We start from the raw sequence: 312 nt of genomic DNA, 5'->3' as shown, positions 1-312 counted from the left end.
TTGGGGTTGGGGTGGTTGGTGGTTTGTGTTTTGTTGGGGTGGGGGGGGGGGTGTTGTTTTGTTTTTTTGTTTTTTTTGGTTGTTTTTGTTTTTTTTTTTTTTTTTTGTTTGGTGTGGGTTTTTTTTTTTTTTTTTGTTTTTTTTTTTTTTTTGGTTTTTTTTTGTGGTGTATTTTTGTTGTTGTTTTTGGGTTAGTTGTGTTTGTGGGTGTTGGGGGGGGGTTGTTTTCGGTTTTTTTTTTAGTTTTTGTTTTTGTTGCGGTCGTATTTTTTGTGTGTTTGTTTGCGTGTTTTTTTTTTTGTGTTTATAACG

General features: G+C 32.7%; 1 protein-coding gene. It reads left to right on the top strand.

Going from position 1 to position 312, the window contains the following annotated elements:
* On the top strand, positions 1 to 195 hold a 195-nt coding region (locus tag PUR71_RS40850; protein WP_329924274.1), incomplete at its 5' end, for a hypothetical protein.
* Between the last annotated feature and the right edge of the window lie 117 nt (positions 196 to 312).

The organism is Streptomyces sp. SP17BM10, from assembly GCF_036322405.1.
GTDB lineage: Bacteria > Actinomycetota > Actinomycetes > Streptomycetales > Streptomycetaceae > Kitasatospora.
The sequence above is the reverse complement of the archived record's forward strand: the minus strand, read 5'-3'. Positions and strand labels throughout refer to the sequence as shown.